We start from the raw sequence: 14555 nt of genomic DNA on the forward strand, positions 1-14555 counted from the left end.
TAGGTTGCTCACACTCCATGGAACGCGCCGGGCTAGCCGCACTAGCGCTCAAACGTCAGTATGCCGCAAAAGGCTGCACTGCACAAAAACCTGACCCCGGCCACAAAGCCCGACCAATGTGCTTGAACTTGGCAACCAAAGTTCGTTAGAGTTACCGATGGCAGATCGAATCGCCAGGGACCAAACAATAAGTGTTTCATTCCTTTTAGCTTGGCCACAGGATGAACACCTGACAAAAAGTTATAAGAGCCTATTATGCGAAAATATTCCCTATTATCGGCAGGACTGACACTTCTTTTACTCTTTTCAATCCAGGCCGCCAGTGCCGCGCCGAGAATTAATGGGCTGGCCGTGCACCAGGAACTGGGCAACGACCTGTTTATTGGCGCAGTATTCACGGAGGAGCCGACCGACAGTGCTTCGACACTGATCAGTAGCCAGGGTGAAAAGCGCATGGAACTGAAAATCCTATCGGAGGGGGGAATTCCGCCCAGGCGCTTCAGCCGTCTTTGGATCGAGGGTATGGCGATCAACAACCCCAACGCGGTGCTCACGGAGCAGGCGGACAACATGGTGGAGTTCAGCAACCTGTTCCGCGGTCGCCTGCGCCAGAATGACCATGTCGTTTTTCACCTGCTGCCCGGCGAAGGGGTCAACATCGAAACCAACGGCAACTTGCTGGGGACGATTGAGGACACGACTTTTTTTGCGCTTCTACTGCGCACCTGGGTCGGTGCTGTGCCGCTATCGTCGAGCTATCGCGACAGCATCCTCAGTGCTGGCAACGTCAACGCCGACCTGCGTTTTCGCTACGACCGCATCCAGCCCGATGAGGCTCGCATTGAGGCGGTAGCCCAGTGGCATGCACCCGAACCCGAACCTGAGCCTGAGCCGGCACCCACACCGACGCCAACACCCCAACCTACCGCCGCACCGACGGCCGCCCCCGCCGTAGCGACGCCGCCACCCGTGGCCCTGACGCGCCCGCAGCGCCAACCGGAACCTGAGCCAGAGCCCGAACCGGAACCAGAACCTGCCCCCGCCGTGGCCCAAGAGGATGACGAGGACGATGACGACCTGGAGGTATTGACAGCAGAGTCGCTGTTGGCCCAGCAGTTTTATCACTCCGACCTGCTGCGCGCGATCAACGGGCAAATCAGTTATCCACGCCGGGCACTCCAGCGCGGCATAGAAGGGGGCGTTCGTATCGGTGTGGTGATCAACCGGGACGGCACGATTGCGGATATGAGCTGGCTTGAGGAGAGTAACCACGCCGTGCTCAACCGTGAAGCCTGGCGGGCCATTGAAAACGCTGCCCCCTTCGCGGCCATTCCTGATGCCATCCGTGACGATCGCTATGAGTTCACTGTGCCGATCAACTTCCGGCTGCCCTGAACAGCCAGCGCGGGCACTTACGTGCCCGCGCTCAGGACTCCTCCCGCTGGCGCAACTCTTCAAGAATCACGGCCAGCTCCTCCAGCCCCTTCGCGGTGAATAAATAAGGCGTCTGTCCACCGCTGGCATATTCCCGTTCTTCAATCTCCAGGCAGCGATCGCGCACCTCATCGAGGTAGGGGTCGTGACGCAGTGGAATCGCCGAGAATAACCGCCAGTCATTGTCGCCGGCCCTACCTTCAAGCACGAGCTCCAGAAGCGAGATGACATTTTCGGTTTTGATCCGATAGTTGGGTTTCTTTGCCCATATCAACAAACCGGCGATCACCAAAAAGATCACCATGGTCAGCACAATAGTAATCAGTAGTTGGGCCATCAGTGCTCCCGAGTGGCCCGGAAAAGCACCTCGGGGTAGCGCTCTTCGGTCAGCGACAGATTCACCCGGGTGGGCGCCAGGTAGGTCAGGTGGCCACCGCCATCGATCGCCAGGTTATCCCGGCACTTGTGGCGAAAATCCTCCAGCTTCTTACCATCATCACAGTCTGCCCAGCGCGCGGTGGCGACGTTGACCGGCTCATAAATCGCTTCCACTTTGTACTCGTCCTTGAGTCGGTAGGCCACCACTTCAAACTGCAGCACCCCAACCGCCCCCACCACAATGTCGTTGTTGTTGATGGGGAAAAACACCTGGGTGGAGCCCTCCTCCGAGAGCTGTTGCAACCCCTTCTGCAACTGCTTGGTTTTGAGCGGGTCCTTGAGGCGGATACGACGAAACAGCTCCGGCGCAAAATGCGGGATGCCGGTAAATTTGAGATCCTCGCCTTCGGTAAAGGTATCGCCGATCTGAATGGTGCCGTGATTGTGCAAGCCAATAATATCCCCGGCGCGCGCCTCTTCAACGGTGCTGCGATCGCCCGCCATAAAGGTCACCGCATCGGCAATCTTGATGTCCTTACCCAGGCGCACGTGACGCATCTTCATACCCTGGCGGTAAGTGCCCGAACACACCCGCATAAAGGCAATACGGTCGCGGTGCCGGGGATCCATATTGGCCTGAATCTTAAAGACAAAACCGGAGAATTTTTCCTCCGCCGGCTCGACGGTGCGCGTGTGAGTCTCCCGGCTCAAGGGGGTCGGCGCCCACTGGACAAAGCCATCAAGCATTTCACGCACACCAAAGTTCCCCAATGCCGTGCCGAAAAATACCGGGGTCATCTGCCCGGCTAAATAGGCGTCCAAATCAAATTCCGGCGTGGCACCTCGCACCAGGTCGATTTCCTCACGAATCGACTCGGCGTCGCTGCCCAGCAGCTCAGTGGCCTCGGCACTGTTGAGCCCTTTGATCTGTACATCCTCGGGAATGGTATGCCCCTGCCCCGATTTGAATACGTGAATCGTATCGGTATAAAGGTTATAAACTCCCTTAAACTCCCGACCCATACCCAGTGGCCAATTGATCGGGGCGGCGGCAATTTTGAGTACCTCTTCGACTTCGTCGAGCAGCTCTACTGGCTCGCGAATTTCCCGGTCCATCTTGTTGATGAACGTCAGAATCGGGGTGTCGCGCAGGCGGCACACATCCATCAGCTTGATGGTGCGATCCTCGACGCCCTTGGCGCCGTCGATCACCATCAACACCGAGTCAACCGCAGTGAGTGTGCGGTAGGTATCCTCGGAAAAGTCTTCGTGCCCGGGAGTGTCGAGCAGGTTGACGATCCGGTCTTTGTAGGGGAACTGCATCACCGACGAGGTGACCGAGATACCCCGCTCCTGCTCCATGGTCATCCAGTCAGACTTGGCATGAGGGCCGCGCTTCCCTTTGACCGACCCGGCCAACTGAATGGCGTTACCGAACAACAGTAGCTTTTCGGTAATGGTGGTCTTACCCGCATCCGGGTGAGAAATAATGGCGAAAGTGCGGCGTTTGGCCAACGCGGGCGGTAAAGAGGTCATAAGCTCGGCAATATCAGGTCGGTGAATGCAAAATGGCATATTCGGAATGGGCGCCAGTATAACGCAGACGCCCCCGCATTTAACCCGCTTTACCCGACCGCAACCGGGATTTGTTCACGGGCCGCACGCAGGTGCCGATTGAGCCAGCTCCAGGCCCAGGCACCAACGACAAGGTTGGCCATGGCGGTGGCCAGAAACAGCCCGTGCAGCCCCCAGAGCCACTGCGCCATCCACGCCAGAGGCAAGAATACGATCAGTACTCGGGCACAGGAAAGCAACATGGCTGGCCAGGGACGGCCAAGGCCGTTGAACGCCGCGCACACGGACATCACCAAGCCGTAGGCCCCGTAGCTGAGCGGCACGGTGGCCAGATAAAGCGCCGCCACGGCGATGATTTCGGGGTCGCTGCTGAACAACCCGGCAACGATACCCCCCGCGAACCACAGCACCAACGCAAGCAACAAGCCAAAGCCCAGACTGAACACGCCGAGCACCCACAAGGCTTCACGCAGTCGGTCGTCGCGCCCGGCACCGTAGTTCTGACCGAAGAAGGGACCGACAACGCCGGAGAGTGCGTAAAACACTATCAGGCACAGCGGCTCGATACGCACCGCGATTCCCAGCCCCGCAACCGCATCGGTGCCGTAACCGGCAACCATCATCAGCACAACCCCGCTGGCCACCGGAACAATGACGTTGGCGGCCACCGCCGGCAACCCCACATGCACGATGGCGGCCCACGAGCGACGCAGTTGCCACCAGGGAATCAGCGGGTTGACCAGTAAGTGCACCCGCCAGTGCAGAATCCCAAAGGCCACCAACATGATCATGACCCGGGTGATCAGGGTCGCCAGTGCGGCGCCCTGAAGGCCTAGCGCGGGCAACCCGAGCAAGCCAAAAATCAGGAGCGGATCGAGGACGGCGTTGAGTAGCGCCCCGGCGCTCATCAGGTAGCCCTGCACCCGACTCATGCCCATGGCCCGTAAAGCGGCCAGACTGACCATCGGCACCAACAGGCAGGGGGCGCTGATATACCAGATCGCCATATACTCATGAATCAGGGGAATCAGCTCCGGCGTTGCCCCCAGTGCCAGGAACAAGGGCTCAATGGTCCACCAGCCGACGAAACAAATCAGCACTGACAACAACAAGACCAGAGTCGTCGCGTCGGTCGCCAGGCGTCGGGCTTTGACCTCATCGCCCTCGCCGATGGCGCGCGATACCGCCGAGGAGGTGCCCGCCCCCACTCCGATGCCCACGGCGGTGAGCACCATGATCACCGGAAATGTAAAACTCATCGCGGCCAGGGGTGCCGAGCCCAGTTTCGCGACAAAGAAGGTGTCCACCACGTTAAACGACATGGTCGCCAACAACCCCCACACCATCGGCAGAGCCAGGTCGCGCAGCTGGCGCGCCACCGGGCCTTCAGTCAATGTGGGTTGCAGGGGGGTTGCCATGAATAAGGGGAGCCTTTGGTGGGCGAACACAAAAGTCCGCCATTATACATGAGCGTGTGCGGACCCCGGGTGAGCGTTGCGACAAGATGCCACAGGCACAGAGCCCCGGCTTGGGTATAATGGCTCCATGACCCCGACTCCTCCATTGACGCTCGCCGGCCCGGCCCAGCACCTTTATCACCTGGTAGTCATACGCAGCCTGGTGCTGGTCGGACTATCCCTGGCGGCCCTGTCCAGCGCGTACTGGGTGCCCGACGAGCTGCCTTACGGCGCCATCCTCGGGTTATTGCTGGTGTTCGGCACCTTGAACGTGCTCAGCTTTGTACGCTTGAGCCAGCCCTTGCCGGTGTCCGAAGGGGAGTTCTTTATCCAGCTACTGCTGGATGTGGGCATGCTCAGCGCACTCTTCTACTTCAGTGGCGGCGCCACCAATCCGTTCATTTCCTATTTTCTGGTGCCCATCTGCATCTGTGCGGCCACCCTGAGCGGCATGCAGACGGGTATTCTCACCGGGCTGTCACTCTTGAGCTACACCCTGCTGATGCACTTTCATGTGCCCCTGCCGCTGCTGGCCCCGCATCAACAGCACGCCGGACAGGCGGTGGTCAATTTGCACACCCTTGGCATGTGGCTCAACTTTTTTATCAGCGCCCTGCTGGTGAGTTTTTTTGTGGTGCGCATGGCCCGGGATCTGCGTCGTCAGGAGCAGTGGCTCAACCAACGCAAAGAAGACGACCTGCGCAACGAACAGGTGCTGGCAGTAGCGACCCTGGCCGCCGGCACCGCCCATGAGCTGGGCACGCCCCTTTCCACCCTGAAAGTGCTTCTGGGCGAATTGCGCGCTAGCGCCGACCGGGAGGTCGACCCCGCCGACTTGGCGCTACTCGAGCAACAGGTGGACAGCTGCTCGAGCACGCTCCGCCGCCTGGTGGCTACCGCGGAGCGCACCGACGACGGCCAGGAGCGGATCCAGTCGGTGGCGGACTTCTGCCGCGAACTGATCGATAATTGGCGCGTGATACGCCCAGACGTCGTGGCCGAGGTGATTGTCGCCGAAGGCTGCCCTACAGTCACTGGGCGATTTCATCCCACTGTGGCCCAGAGTCTGACCAACCTACTCGACAACGCCGCGGATGCCAGCCCGGAGGCGGTCAGGGTAAAGGTGCGCTGGGATCGGGACACGCTTTTCTGGACGATTCGCGATCGGGGCCCCGGCGTGCCGCTGGCGGTGGCCAATCAGCTCGGCAAAACTTTTGTTACCACCAAGGGCGCAGGCCTGGGACTTGGCCTGTTGCTCACTCACGCGACCCTGAGCCGCTACGGCGGTCAAGTGCGCCTCTACAACCAGCCCGAGGGAGGCACGCTCACCGATGTGCGCTTGCCGTTACAACCCGCTGATCAAGGATAAACTGACGTGACCCGCATTCTGTTGATTGATGATGATATTGCCCTGGCGAGCGTTCTCACCCGCGCGCTAGCCCGGCGTGGTTATGAGGTCGCCAGCGCCCACAACACTGACGATGCCCTGGGACAGGTCAACGCCGGGCGTTTTGATTGGGCACTGCTGGATTTGAAGCTGGGGGAGGAGTCGGGACTGGTGCTCTTGCGTCAGCTGAGAGCCTGTGCCCCCAATCTGAAAGTGGTGATTCTGACCGGCTATTCAAGCATTGCCACCGCCGTGGATGCCGTCAAGCTGGGCGCCCACAACTATCTCTGCAAGCCGGCGGATGTGAGCGCCATTCTGGATGCCTTTGAAGCACCTGAACGGAGGGAGCCGGCGGACATTCCCGAGCAACCGCCGTCGGTGGATCGCCTGGAGTGGGAGCATATCCAGCAGGTCCTAAAAACCCACGATGGGAACGTATCTGCCACCGCCCGCAGCCTGGGAATGCACCGGCGCACCTTGCAGCGCAAATTGCAAAAACGCCCGGTGCAGCGCTGAATTTCAACCTGCGAGTCGGCGCATCATCACCAAGGCATCTTCCCGGCCCTCATAGGCTGGGTAATAGTCCTTGCGCCGACCGACCTCGATGAAGCCGGAAGCACTGTAGAGAGTAATCGCTTTCTGGTTCGATACCCGCACCTCCAGAAAAAGCACTTCCGCCCTCGGGGCTACTTGGGTCACCACAAAGTTCAACAGGCTGCGGCCGATGCCCTTGCCCTGCCAGCGCGGCGCAACCACCAGGTTGAGCAATTCGGATTCATCGGCACTCTGGGTGAACACAGTACAGCCCACAACGTCGTTGCCCACCCTCGCCACCCAGCACTGCTGGCGCCCGCCCAGACAATCCTCGTAGCTGTCGACGCTCCAGGGGTGGGTATGGGCTTGCGCCTCAATGCTTTCAATACGGAACAGGTCCGCGCGGGTCAGGGGGCGTAACTTCAACCCGGTACCGTCAGACAGGGTCAGTGTGTAACTGGCCATTTAAGGTGCTTCCAAAGCTGGCGCTTGAGCAGTGGCTCGCGCAGCAGACTGATCAAATCCGGCAACACCCACGCGGGGTGTGTGCCGGGCGCGAGGGTCACCGACTGCCATAGCTCGGCATCGGTTTCGGCCGACAAACTGTAACGCACTGCCTGAGTGCCAAAGAGCCACACCTGATGAACCGTGCGCTTGGCCAGCTCGGTCTCGAGCCAGGTTTGCACAGCGATGCGCGCATCGGCATCGGTCCGGGGCAAGTGCCCACCGCTACCCGGCGGCCAGTGCCACACGGTTTCTGCGCCCGCGCTCTGGCCGGGCGCCAGGGCAGCCACCAGGTTATGTACCAACCGTTCAGTGGGCAAGCCCGAGCCCGACGCGCGGTCGGCAACAATCAATAAGCCCGGCTCGGGACGCCACAGGCTCAAGGAGAAGGCCGGTGCCGGTTCCGCTGGAGACTCGGTCTCGAGGGACGGAGCGTGTGTTGTGGAGTCGGGGGCGGCCTTGGCGCCGGTCAGACTTTCCAGCACCGCCGCAATAGGTGCGGGTCCAGTCCGGGTCGCAGCGACACTGTCACCGGTAGCCGGCGCCTGAGCGGTCGCCTTTACCGGCGCAGGCTCGGCGGCACGTGCCGCCGGACGCGCGCACGCTACCGGTACCGGTGCCTCCGGCAGGCGCCAGCGCGGGACATAGGTGTCTATCCCCAGGCTCGACAAATAGCTCTGCCGCTGTAACTCATCCACCGTACTGTATCCTCACCCAAGCGCTATCAGATGCCGCCATGCTGCGGGTGCGATTTGCCGCCTTCGGTGGCGAGCAGGTTGAGCGCATGCATGTAAGCTTTGGCAGAGGCTACCACAATGTCGGTATCGGCACCCACACCGTTGACGATATGGCCGTTTTTCTCCAAGCGCACAGTGACATCCCCGAGCGAGTCTGTGCCCTGGGTGATGGCATTGACCGAATAGAGTTTGAGGCTGGTACCACTGTTGACCACCGACTCGATCGCTTTGAAGGTGGCGTCCACCGGACCGCTACCCTTGGCTTCTGCAGTGAAGTCCTCGCCATCGACGCTCATCAACACGGTCGCATGCGGCTTGGTTCCGGTCTGGGTATTCAGGGACATGGAGGTCAACTGATAGTGATCCACGACATCCTGAGGTTCCATTTCGCTGACCAGTGCCTGCAAGTCCTCATCAAAAATCTCATGCTTCTTGTCGGCAAGATCCTTGAAGCGCATGAAGGCCGCGTCCAACGCATCCTTGTTATCAAAGATAATGCCCAAGGCTTCAAAGCGCGCTTTGACGGCCGCGCGCCCGGAATGCTTACCCAACACCAGCTTGTTGGTGTTCCAGCCCACGTCTTCGGCACGCATGATTTCATAGGTTTCCCGGTGCTTGAGAATCCCATCCTGGTGAATACCGGATTCGTGCGCGAAGGCATTGGCCCCGACAATTGCCTTGTTCGGCTGTACCGGGAAACCGGTAATGCTGGATACCAGGCGCGAGGTGGGCACGATGTGCTCGGCGTTGATGCCGGTTTCCACCGGCATCATGTCCTGCCGGGTGCGCACAGCCATAACGATTTCTTCGAGTGCGGCGTTACCGGCACGCTCACCCAGACCGTTGATCGTGCACTCCACCTGACGCGCGCCGTGCATCACCGCCGAGAGCGAGTTGGCGACTGCCAGCCCCAAATCGTTGTGGCAATGCGTTGAGAAAATCGCCCGATCGGCATTGGGAATGGCTTCAATCAAGCGCTTAAACATTCTCCCGTATTCGCCGGGCTCACCGTAGCCGACGGTATCGGGCAAGTTGATGGTACCGGCTCCGGCCTTGATGGTGGCCTCGATAATACGGCACATGAAGTCAAAGTCTGAGCGGCTTGCATCCTCGAGCGAGAACTCGACGTCGTCGGTAAAGTTGCGCGCCAGGGTGACCGCCTTGACCGCTTCGTCCAATACCTGTTCGGGCTGCATCTGCAACTTGTATTTCATGTGAATGGGCGAAGTGGCAATAAACGTGTGGATGCGCCCACGATTCGCCGGCTTGATGGCTTCAGCCGCGCGTTCAATATCTCCCTTGACGGCGCGTGCCAGGCTACACACGGTGGAGTCTTTCACCGCCTCGGCGACGGCCTTGACCGCCTCAAAGTCACCTTTGCTGGCAATCGCAAAACCCGCCTCGATCACATCGACGCGCATTTTTTCCAGCATTTTCGCAATGCGGACTTTTTCATCTTTGGTCATGGAGGCGCCCGGGCTCTGTTCCCCGTCACGCAAGGTGGTATCGAAAATCACTAACCGGTCTTTGGCTGCGCTCATGGCTTAGCTCCTTGGGGTCGCCCTACTCTGGGGCGAATAATGTGCAATGAAAAAATGGGGGGTTGCCGTCGCTGACGGCACACGGGTGCAGGGGCGTGAGCCCTAACGCAGTCGTAGCAGGACCGGGCGGCCGCAGGCAGGGAGGTACTGGGAAGAAAAGACTGTGTTCACTGTTCACCCGTTTGTCGAAAAATGTCGTTCGGTTAATAGCTATTATAGCCGGGCGATCAATTAAAACAACAGTTTATCCCAATGAAAGCGATATATTAGGACAATAATTATGAAGAGAGGATTTAATGGCCAACTTTTAGGATAACCATCCTAAAAATTGGCCATGCATAACCGACTGCTCAGTCGCTCTGCGTCTTACGGAATTGATGCAGCGTATAGTAGGCGTGCAGCCGCTCAGGTGCCTGCTTTGCCAGCCCGTCGGTCGCCAGACTCAGGTGATACACACGACCGACCTGCTGGGGATGGACATCCGGTATCTCGGCGGATGCCAGCTCGACACGAAGACTGCGCCGATCCGACGACAACCGGATGCCCGCCACCTTCTCCTCGCGACCATCCAACTCCGGCGAGCCATAATCCGGCGCATCCCTGTAGGTCCAAGACTCAATTCGCAAGGCCTCCAGCAACTGGGCCTCGGTCACCTCCCGGGGCAACGCCCAGGTCAGGGTCACGTCAAAGCCGGAGTTCCGTGCCGAAACCTCGTAGATGCTCTCCGGAAGGGTCTCACCGTCCCAGACAATACGCTGCAGGCTCGCCACATGGCCGCCGCGCGCGCGCCAGCCCCGCCCGGTCTGACCGATCAGCAGGCTACCGTCAGGCAGGAATACCGGGCGCATGACACCCGACTCCATATTGGCCGCAAAGGGGATGATCGCACCCTGCTTGACACCGTTGACCTCCTCCAGCACCAAACGCAGCAGGTTAGACTGAGTCTGGTCGCCCACCCAGAGGTGTCCCCCAAAGGGGCCGAATTTGCCTTCGGTGGTGTCCCACGCAATATGCCCCGGCGAATTGGCCACCTTGTTTTGGGGGAACAGCAGGACTTCACGGGCGCGGGTGTCGGCCACCTTTTCCCAGGCGAGCTCAGGCGAGTCCGGTGTCAAGCCGGGCTTATCCACCAACGCGGAGGGATGACCGTAAAAAGTATCCCGCTCCAGGGTAAACAGCTTCGACGTGCTGACAAATTCACCCTGGTTTTCGGTGTACCAGACCTGACCGTCGGGAGCGACCCCAAACCCTGCAGGGCTGCGCAAGCCAAAGGCATAGCGCTCAGCCTCGCCGTTGGGCGTAACCCGGAAGGCCCAGCCATTGTAGCCCCCCTGGGAGCCCATATACTCACCGTCGGCCTTGTACACCGCCTCGTTATCGTGCGCCAGGTTCATGGCGAAATAATAGGCACCGTCGCCCCCACGCACGGGCCCGTGCATATAGGTGTGGTAGTTGCTGTGGAATGAGAAACCGTCAAACAGCGTCTGATAGGTATCTGCCCGACCGTCCCCGGTGGTATCGGCAACCCGGGTCAGCTCAGCCTTCTGGCCGACGACCAGGCTGTCTCCGCGATCGTCTTCAATCACGACGCCCAGGCTGTCAAACAACCCCTCGGCAAACAGTTCCCAATGCCCATCGACAATGCGCCAGATACCGGCGGTGCGAGTAGCCACCACAATAGTGCCGTTGCGGGCAACATCAATCCCCAGCGCTTCAAACAACAGGTCACGACCAAAGTTGTCTTGAGGCCCCGACCAACTTTCAGCCGAGTAGCCCGCAGGCAAATCCGGTTCGGCGGGGCGCGTCTTGAGCGCTTGGCGCTCAAAATCGAAATCGCTCGGCGCGGGCGCCCAGGGCTGGGCGGTCACAGGGAGGGTCGCCGTCAACTCCGCCGTCACTCGCTCACCGGCGGGCAATTGCCAGCGGTCGCCCTCAAGCTCGCCGCCGGAGACCGCCGCGTCGCCGAGCACAGGGGTATTCACCAAAAAGGTCTGTGACGTCTCCAGCTGTCCGGACACGACTATCCGAACACGACCATCGGCTTCGAACCGATACTGGACCCTCAGCTGATTCTCCCCAATGCGGAAATAGAAACTGGGGGGCGCCTGGTGATCCGCACTGTCCCAGGTATAGCCGTTAAAAGCGGCGTTAACCTCGGCAATGCGTTGATCGAAATCGATCTCGCTGTAAAGTGATTCGCGGATGGTGTCGTAATCGCGGAAAACCGCCTCGCGAAATGAAAAGTCAATCATCTCGTCGTTCGCATTCAGGGGGGCAAACAATGTCGCTGATTCACCGAGATCAATTTCGGTACTGTCGTACCCCATCCGTAAACCGCCACCGCCGCGATTCTGAAACTCCCCCGACATATCCAGAAACCCACCTTGCCAGATTCGCGCTACACCCAGAATTCGCGGATCGAAGGTAAAGTTGATGCGATTGGGTTGTCCGACGTGAATGGAACGACCGGACAAACCGGGCATGGGGCCACGTTGGATTCTTACCCGCTGATTCACCAGCAGCTGCATGCCATCGGCCATCGGGTCATACTGAACCGGGCCATCGGCCTCTACCAACTGCACCACCGGTCCCTGGCGACCAATGTCATTCAGCGTCTCCAGGTACGCGCCTATGGCATCCAGCTCGATATCTGGCAGCGCTTCCTGCGAATAGGGCGGCATAATGGGCGCGTAGGCCTGCCCTTTGTTGGGCTCACGCTCACGAACCGCCTGACGATCTGTGGGCTCACGTATACTGCGGCGCAAGTGGCTGCGGTTGGCTTTGATGACAAACCGCTCTCCGCCCTCAACCACTTCTCGGTCACGGGGCTCGGGCTGGAACAAGCCATAGAGGTTGGGACCCGCGCGCTCGGCGGTGTCACCTTTGTTGATCGCATGGCAGGATGCACAACCGAGATCGCTAAAGGCCTTGCGCCCACGCTCCACAAAGTCGACCAGGTCGTCACGATTGGATGCTTGACCGGTCTCTTCCGGCACCGCCACGGCGCTGAAGTCGGCGGGACGCACATCGACATTGCGCAGAGCTATCGGACCACGGGGCTGAATCGCAAAAGGCGCGCTGGGTTGCTCCCAGTTGGTCGCCGCGCCTTTGGTGAAACCGGTCGCGATGGTGTTCGTGTGCACCTGTTCGCCGTTCAAACGCACCGATAAAAACAGGGCGTTATCGACCTTGTTGTCGGCGTCATCATAGCGTGGTGCACGAAAGGAAATCTCCAGGGTCTGCCACTCACCGGCAGGCAGTGCGGCATTGGTCAATGGCGCCACGCCATCATACCCGGGGTTATCGCTGTGTTGGTTCCAGCGCTGCTCAAGACCACCGGCGCTGGCATGATCCAGGGCTTCATCATCAACACTGTCAGCCAGGTTAATGCCGTAGCGATCGTGAATGTATACGCCAGCATTACCAGCTTCCGGCAACATAAACTCCAACCGAACGATGGAGTCTCTGTAGTTGTAAGGGGTACGCAAGCGCGCCGCTTGATCCTCTTCACCAGAGAACCAGGCAATAACATTGGCATCTCCCGTCTGACCGTGTAGCTGGCCATTATCGAGCGTTATCTGCTCAACCAATTGCCACGAATCCGTGGTTTCAAAAAACCGAAGCGGACTGTCTTCCGCTTCGGTCGCAGCAAATGACGAGAAACTCATACACCCCAGCAAAGCCAGGATGTGGGACTCCGTTTTTGTTATACGCATAAACCAACCCAAGTGTTTAGTGCCAGCGTTACCCGCCAGGAAGACAACGCTGTCAATCAGTACCTGAAAAACGCTTTTCGAGCGCCAGTTTTTACAGCTCTCTGATCCAGATATTGCGGAAGCTCACTAAATCGCCGTGATCTTGCAAATACAGAGGTGCACAGTCATGAGATTCATAGGACGGTTCACCGATCCACGCCGTTGTACCTTTTACTTCAACGTGATTCTGAACCAACACGCCGTTGTGAAGAACCGTGATGTGCGCAGGCGAATCTACATCGCCTTGACCCGTAAAACGCGGAGCCTGGAAGATAATATCGTAATCTTGCCATTCGCCAGTCGGTCGCATCGCGTTGACCAAGGGGATATGCTGCTTGTAAATGGACGCTGCCTGGCCGTTCGCATAGGTGCGGTTGTTGTAGGAATCGAGCACCTGAACCTCATAGCGCTGTTGCAGAAAAACCCCGCTGTTGCCGCGGTTCTGACCATCCATGCCCTCTTCGATCACGGTCGGCGCCCGCCACTCAACATGCAGCTGAACGTCACAGAAAGCCTGTTTGGTTTGGATGCCGCCGGTGCCAGGTTTCACGGTCATTGAACCATCGTCATTGAGTGTCCATTGCGCAGGTTCACCGTCTGTGGTTTCCCATTGATTCAGGTCGCTACCATCAAAAAGCACAATCGCATCTGAAGGCGGCTCACCGGGACGGGCCGTTACGGTCCGCGGCTCAGGATCCCATACCTGGGTCTTTTCGGCCTGTTGCCAGGGCTCGAGTTCCTCATCATCGGCTGCGGGGGCGTCATTACTGCACGCCAGGGGCAACAGGCAAACTGCCACACCCACGAGTTTCAGCCGAGATAGGCTTGGAAAGGTCTGCATGGTAAGTCCTCTTAATATTATGGCTATTGAGAGACGCTAACGGCCTCACGTAATAACACTGGTGGTTTTGGGTCGGTTACCGAAATAACCGGTCCCGATTCTCAACCACCCGCTCAGAGGCTGTCAAGCGAGGCTTTTGACTATATTATCATATCTATATGATTTCAAAGCAAGAGACTAAAAGGCAGGAGTAAAGTTGAGAAAAGAAGGGCTAATAGGGGCTATCGGTTGGGTCCGGTGCCTCAGGTGTCGGATTACGGCTGCGCCTAATCCGACCTACGCAAACAATGGCACCCCGCCTCCCGTAGGTCGGATTAGCCCGAAGGGCGTAATCCGACAAAACGGCACAATCTCTCCCGGAGGTCGGATGAGCCCGCCAGGGCGCAATCCGACATTGAGGCCGCACACTTTT

Annotated in this window: 11 protein-coding genes; 3 read left to right on the plus strand and 8 right to left on the minus strand. The window is 59.1% G+C overall.

Annotated elements, in window-relative coordinates:
- Positions 1–255 precede the first annotated feature (255 nt).
- Complete coding sequence (locus DKW72_RS15100; RefSeq protein ID WP_111643220.1) at positions 256–1395, plus strand: TonB family protein; 1140 nt, start codon at positions 256–258, stop codon at positions 1393–1395.
- A gap of 31 nt (positions 1396–1426) precedes the next feature.
- On the opposite strand, the gene DKW72_RS15105 is transcribed toward DKW72_RS15100, so the two are convergent.
- The 3 genes from DKW72_RS15105 to DKW72_RS15115 form a co-directional block, all read right to left on the minus strand.
- Positions 1427–1771, minus strand: a complete 345-nt coding sequence (locus DKW72_RS15105; RefSeq protein WP_111643221.1) for a hypothetical protein — start codon at positions 1769–1771, stop codon at positions 1427–1429.
- Positions 1771–3348 (minus strand): peptide chain release factor 3, encoded by a 1578-nt coding sequence (locus DKW72_RS15110; protein WP_111643239.1) that lies wholly within the window; start codon positions 3346–3348, stop codon positions 1771–1773. Before DKW72_RS15110 ends, DKW72_RS15105 begins: the two co-directional genes overlap by 1 nt.
- Before the next feature lie 89 nt (positions 3349–3437).
- A complete protein-coding gene (locus DKW72_RS15115; RefSeq protein WP_111643222.1) occupies positions 3438–4805 on the minus strand; it encodes an MATE family efflux transporter in 1368 nt (455 codons plus the stop codon).
- A 127-nt stretch (positions 4806–4932) separates the two neighbouring features.
- On the opposite strand from DKW72_RS15115, the gene DKW72_RS15120 reads away from it, so the two are divergent.
- Positions 4933–6213, plus strand: coding sequence for an ATP-binding protein (locus tag DKW72_RS15120; RefSeq protein ID WP_111643223.1), 1281 nt, complete (start codon positions 4933–4935; stop codon positions 6211–6213).
- Positions 6214–6219: 6 nt separating this feature from the next.
- A complete protein-coding gene (locus DKW72_RS15125) occupies positions 6220–6747 on the plus strand; it encodes a response regulator transcription factor (RefSeq protein WP_111643224.1) in 528 nt (175 codons plus the stop codon).
- 3 nt (positions 6748–6750) lie between these two features.
- Here the strand turns inward: DKW72_RS15125 and rimI are convergent, their stop codons facing one another.
- From rimI to DKW72_RS15150, 5 genes are all read right to left on the minus strand, one after another.
- Positions 6751–7230 carry a ribosomal protein S18-alanine N-acetyltransferase gene (gene rimI / locus DKW72_RS15130; protein WP_111643225.1) on the minus strand — a complete coding sequence of 160 codons (480 nt, stop codon included), beginning with the start codon at positions 7228–7230 and terminating at the stop codon, positions 6751–6753.
- Complete coding sequence (locus tag DKW72_RS15135; protein ID WP_111643226.1) at positions 7212–7967, minus strand: hypothetical protein; 756 nt, start codon at positions 7965–7967, stop codon at positions 7212–7214. Before DKW72_RS15135 ends, rimI begins: the two co-directional genes overlap by 19 nt.
- A 26-nt stretch (positions 7968–7993) precedes the next feature.
- Entirely contained in the window at positions 7994–9547 is a 1554-nt protein-coding gene (locus tag DKW72_RS15140) for a 2-isopropylmalate synthase (protein WP_111643227.1), read from the minus strand.
- A gap of 350 nt (positions 9548–9897) precedes the next feature.
- Complete coding sequence (locus DKW72_RS15145; protein ID WP_111643228.1) at positions 9898–13263, minus strand: family 16 glycoside hydrolase; 3366 nt, start codon at positions 13261–13263, stop codon at positions 9898–9900.
- Between the two features lie 91 nt (positions 13264–13354).
- A complete protein-coding gene (locus DKW72_RS15150; protein ID WP_111643229.1) occupies positions 13355–14143 on the minus strand; it encodes a 3-keto-disaccharide hydrolase in 789 nt (262 codons plus the stop codon).
- Positions 14144–14555: the final 412 nt, after the last annotated feature.

The organism is Marinimicrobium alkaliphilum, from assembly GCF_003259155.1.
Lineage (GTDB): Bacteria > Pseudomonadota > Gammaproteobacteria > Pseudomonadales > Cellvibrionaceae > Marinimicrobium_A > Marinimicrobium_A alkaliphilum.

What these genes read in the sequence shown, in the direction of transcription:
- DKW72_RS15100 (WP_111643220.1), top strand. Translation starts at nt 256, where the DNA reads ATGCGAAAATATTCCCTATTATCGGCAGGACTGACACTTCTTTTACTC.
- DKW72_RS15105 (WP_111643221.1), bottom strand. Translation starts at nt 1,771, where the DNA reads ATGGCCCAACTACTGATTACTATTGTGCTGACCATGGTGATCTTTTTG.
- DKW72_RS15110 (WP_111643239.1), bottom strand. Translation starts at nt 3,348, where the DNA reads ATGACCTCTTTACCGCCCGCGTTGGCCAAACGCCGCACTTTCGCCATT.
- DKW72_RS15115 (WP_111643222.1), bottom strand. Translation starts at nt 4,805, where the DNA reads ATGGCAACCCCCCTGCAACCCACATTGACTGAAGGCCCGGTGGCGCGC.
- DKW72_RS15120 (WP_111643223.1), top strand. Translation starts at nt 4,933, where the DNA reads ATGACCCCGACTCCTCCATTGACGCTCGCCGGCCCGGCCCAGCACCTT.
- rimI (WP_111643225.1), bottom strand. Translation starts at nt 7,230, where the DNA reads ATGGCCAGTTACACACTGACCCTGTCTGACGGTACCGGGTTGAAGTTA.
- DKW72_RS15140 (WP_111643227.1), bottom strand. Translation starts at nt 9,547, where the DNA reads ATGAGCGCAGCCAAAGACCGGTTAGTGATTTTCGATACCACCTTGCGT.
- DKW72_RS15145 (WP_111643228.1), bottom strand. Translation starts at nt 13,263, where the DNA reads ATGCGTATAACAAAAACGGAGTCCCACATCCTGGCTTTGCTGGGGTGT.
- DKW72_RS15150 (WP_111643229.1), bottom strand. Translation starts at nt 14,143, where the DNA reads ATGCAGACCTTTCCAAGCCTATCTCGGCTGAAACTCGTGGGTGTGGCA.